This window comes from Micromonospora sp. NPDC005197 (assembly GCF_040608295.1).
Taxonomy (GTDB): Bacteria; Actinomycetota; Actinomycetes; order Mycobacteriales; family Micromonosporaceae; genus Micromonospora.
In genome coordinates, this window is record NZ_JBEXHY010000232.1 from 1 (window position 1) to 4,092 (window position 4,092).

Genomic DNA, 4,092 nt, shown 5'->3' on the forward strand with positions numbered 1-4,092 from the left:
GCAACGAGCCGGCGCGGCCGGCCATTCCCCCGCCGGTCGAGCGGGCGGGGCGGGTGGCCGTGGTCCTGCGATCGTCAGGGTATGTAACGACCCCCGGCCCGCCACGATTCCAGCCCACGGATGCGACCGGTCACAGGTGAGCGCCGGCCCGAACCAGACACCAGGCCCAGAACACACCAGGCCGGGCGCGTCAGGCCGGCTGCCCGGCGGTGATCCACTCCAGGTCGGCGACATCGCCGTATCAGGCGAGCAGGACATCCCCACCGATACCGTGTCGATCATTGCCGAACGCGTCAGCCGTCGCCAGCCGTCGCCAAGCGGACATCACGCCCGACTGGACAGGTCGGGCGCGTCAGGCCGGCTGCCCGGCGATGATCGACTCCAGGTCGGCGACATCGTCATACCAAGCGAGCGGGACACTCCCACATCGCTGCCGGGGCTCGGCGCCCGATTGGCCAATCCCTCATAGCCAGCAGGGCGCCTGACCTGCCGGTGGCAGTCATTCGCACCCTCAGGCTTGATCGACTCGGGTTCCTGCAAACCGGGGCATCCGGACGACCGGGACACCCCGACATTCAAGAGCCCGAGTCGATCAAAGAACTCGGCCTCGGAGCCCGGCCTCGGAGCCCGGCCTCGGAGAACGGCACGGGGTGCGGCCCGGAGCCCGCGGCGATCGGAGGCACGGGTGAGGCCCTAGGGTGATCGGTGTGGCGACCCTTCTGCTTCTGCGACACGGCCGTACCACGGCGAACGCCGACGGCGGCCTGGCCGGTCGGCAGCCGGTCGAACTGGACGACACCGGGCGCGCCCAGGCCACGGCGGTGGGGGAACGGTTGCGGGCGGTGCCGCTCGCGGCGGTCGTCACCAGTCCGCTGATCCGCTGCCGGCAGACCCTGGAACTGGCGGTGCCGCAGGCCACGCCGGTGGTCGAGGAGGGGCTGATCGAGTGCGACTACGGCAGCTGGGAGGGGCAGCCGCTGAAGAAGCTCGCCAAGGAGCCGCTCTGGCCGGTGGTCCAGCAGCATCCCAGCGCGGCGGTCTTCCCGCAGGGGGAGGCGATGGCGGCGATGGCGGCCCGCGCGGTGGCGGCCGTACGCGACTGGGACGCCCGGGTGAGCGCGGAGCACGGGCCCGAGGCGGTCTGGCTGGCGTGCAGCCACGGTGACGTGATCAAGGCCATCGTGGCGGACGCGCTCGGCGTACACCTGGATGCTTTTCAGCGGATCGTGGCCGACCCGGCGTCGGTGACCGCGATCCGCTTCACGCCGCTGCGACCGTTCCTGGTGCGGCTCAACGACACCGGCGGTGACCTCGCCGCGCTGGTTCCACCGCCGCGCAAGCGGCGTCGGCGGGCCACCCGGGCGGCCGACTCGGACGCCGCCGTGGGCGGCGGGGCTGGTGCGGCCAGGTGACGCGCGCGGTGACGCCGCCACCGACCAAGGCCGGGGCCGCGAACGCCGAGGCCGCCACGGCCCGAGGGGCCGCCACGCCCGGGTGTGGCCCCCGATACACCGGGCGCGTTGCCCCTGCGGTGATTCGGGTCGGTGGGGTGCGCGATGCCATGGCGGGCCGGATAGGGTCGTGGGTATGACCCACCAGGTGCACGCCTTCGAACCGCCGGAGCGGTTCGTCGCCGGGACTGTCGGGCCGCCGGGGGAGCGCACGTTCTTCCTGCAGGCCCGCGGCGGCGGCAGGCTGGTCAGCGTCGCGCTGGAGAAGGTCCAGGTGTCCCTGCTCGCCGAGAAGCTGGAGGAGCTGCTCACCGAGGCGCAGCGTCGCTTCGGGGTGGACCTGCCCGAGTTGGCGCCGGTGATCGGCGACAACGAGCCGCTGGACACTCCGGTCGACGAGGAGTTCCGCGTCGGGACCCTCGGGCTGGCCTTCGACGTGGACACCGCGACCGTGGTGATCGAGGCGATCGCCGCTGGCGAGGTCGAGCCCGAGGTCGAGCTGGGCGACGAGGACGACGAAGACGACGAGGACGAGGACGACGAGCCGGACGAGGACCTGGACCGGCTTCGGGTCCGGCTCACCCCGCAGGCCACCCGCCAGTTCATCGAGCGGGCCCGGCGCGTGGTCAACGCGGGCCGGCCGCCGTGCCCCCTGTGCGGCCAGCCGTTGGATCCCGCCGGGCACCTGTGCCCGCGGCACAACGGTTACCACCGGTGACCTTGTCCGGCCTCGAGCCCCTGCGCGACGGTGACGCCGCGCTGCGGCTGCTGCGCGACGGCACGCTCGACCTGGAGGGCCGGCTGGTCGACGCGTCGAACACCACCCTGCGGGGCATCCTGACCCTCGACGGGGTCACGGCCCGCTGTGTCTACAAGCCGGTGCGCGGCGAGCGCCCGCTGTGGGACTTCCCGGACGGCACCCTCGCCGGGCGGGAGGTGTCGGCGTTCCTGGTCTCCGACGCCACCGGCTGGGGTCTGGTGCCGCCCACCGTGCTGCGCGACGGGCCGTTCGGCCCCGGCTCCTGCCAGCTCTGGATCGACGAGCCGGACGACGCCGAGCCGCTCGTCGGGTTCGTGCCGGCCGACGAGCTACCGCCACGCTGGTTCCCCATCGCGGCGGCGCGGGACGACGACGGCGTCGCGTACGCCCTCGCCCACGCCGACGACCCCCGGCTGGCCCGTCTCGCGGTGCTCGACGCGGTGATCAACAACGCGGACCGCAAGGGTGGCCACGTGCTGGTCGGCGCGGACGACCGGATCTACGGCGTGGACCACGGGGTGAGCTTCCACGTCGAGGGCAAGCTGCGGACGGTGCTGTGGGGTTGGGCCGGAAAGCAGTTGCCGCCGGACGCCGTGGAGATGCTCGACGGCCTTGCCGGGCAGGTCGCCGGGGCGCTCGGCGACGAGCTGGCCGATCACCTGACGATCAGCGAGATCGCCGAGTTGGCCGTCCGCATCGACGTTCTGCGCAAGACCGGCCGCTTTCCGCAGCCGCCGGAGGACTGGCCGGCGGTGCCCTGGCCGCCGATGTGAACCGCTGTCATCTTGATCACCCGTGGGGCGGCCCGGTGCCGCCTGAGGGCTGGTTAGGCTGAGGCCATGGAGTCTTGGGCGGGACACGAGGTGCCACGGCTGCCGGGCAGAGGCGAGCCGCTGGCGTTGTACGACTCGGCGCGGCAGGGCGTCCACCCGAGCGAGCCGGTCGACGCGGGAAGCATGTACGTCTGCGGCATCACCCCGTACGACGCCACCCACCTCGGCCACGCCGCCACCATGATCACGTTCGACCTGGTGCAGCGGATGTGGCGGGACGCCGGGCGCCCGGTGCGCTACGTGCAGAACGTCACCGACATCGACGACCCGCTGCTGGAGCGGGCCGCCCGCGACGGCGAGGACTGGGTGGTCCTGGCGATGCGGGAGACGGCGCTGTTCCGCGAGGACATGGAGGCGCTGCGGATCATCCCGCCGGAGCACTACGTGGGCGCCGTCGAGTCGATCCCGGACATCGCCGACAAGGTCGAGGTGCTGCTCAAGGATGGCGCCGCGTACCGGCTCGACGACGGCACCGGCGACGTCTACTTCGACATCTCCGCCACCGGCCGGTTCGGCTACGAGTCCAACCTGACCCGCGAGCAGATGCTGGAGATCTTCCCGGAGCGCGGCGGTGACCCGGCCCGCGCCGGCAAGCGCGACCCGCTCGATCCGCTGCTGTGGCGCGGCGCCCGCGAGGGGGAGCCGTCCTGGCCGGGCGGGGAGCTGGGCCCGGGCCGGCCGGGCTGGCACATCGAGTGCGCGGTCATCGCGCTGAACCTGCTCGGCGACCGGATCGACGTGCAGGGTGGCGGCAACGACCTGCTGTTCCCGCACCACGAGGCGTCCGCCGCGCACGCCGAGCGGCTCACCGGCCAGGCGCCGTTCGCCGAGCACTACGTGCACGCCGGGATGATCGGCCTGGACGGCGAGAAGATGTCCAAGTCGCGCGGCAACCTGGTCTTCGTCTCCCGGCTGCGCGCCGACAAGGTCGACCCGATGGCGATCCGGCTGGCGTTGATCTCCGGGCACTACCGCGGCGACCGCACGTGGACCGACGAGCTGCTCACGGCCGCGCAGGAGCGCCTGGACCGCTGGCGGCGGGCCGCCG

The 4,092-nt window shown here is 73.0% G+C and carries 4 protein-coding genes; all 4 read left to right on the forward strand.

Going from position 1 to position 4,092, the window contains the following annotated elements:
* Positions 1-698 precede the first annotated feature (698 nt).
* Complete coding sequence (locus ABZU46_RS31235) at positions 699-1,412, forward strand: MSMEG_4193 family putative phosphomutase (protein WP_354863289.1); 714 nt, start codon at positions 699-701, stop codon at positions 1,410-1,412.
* A gap of 175 nt (positions 1,413-1,587) precedes the next feature.
* The gene (locus tag ABZU46_RS31240; RefSeq protein ID WP_354863290.1) at positions 1,588-2,169 is read left to right on the forward strand and encodes a DUF3090 domain-containing protein; all 582 of its coding nucleotides are present in this window, start codon (positions 1,588-1,590) and stop codon (positions 2,167-2,169) included.
* Complete coding sequence (locus tag ABZU46_RS31245) at positions 2,166-2,984, forward strand: SCO1664 family protein (RefSeq protein WP_354863291.1); 819 nt, start codon at positions 2,166-2,168, stop codon at positions 2,982-2,984. Before ABZU46_RS31240 ends, ABZU46_RS31245 begins: the two co-directional genes overlap by 4 nt.
* Positions 2,985-3,050: 66 nt before the next feature.
* The coding region (gene mshC, locus ABZU46_RS31250) for a cysteine--1-D-myo-inosityl 2-amino-2-deoxy-alpha-D-glucopyranoside ligase (protein WP_354863292.1) at positions 3,051-4,092 on the forward strand (1,042 nt) is incomplete at its 3' end.

Coding starts and splice junctions, on each gene's coding strand:
- ABZU46_RS31240 (WP_354863290.1), top strand. CDS start 1,588: ATGACCCACCAGGTGCACGCCTTCGAACCGCCGGAGCGGTTCGTCGCC.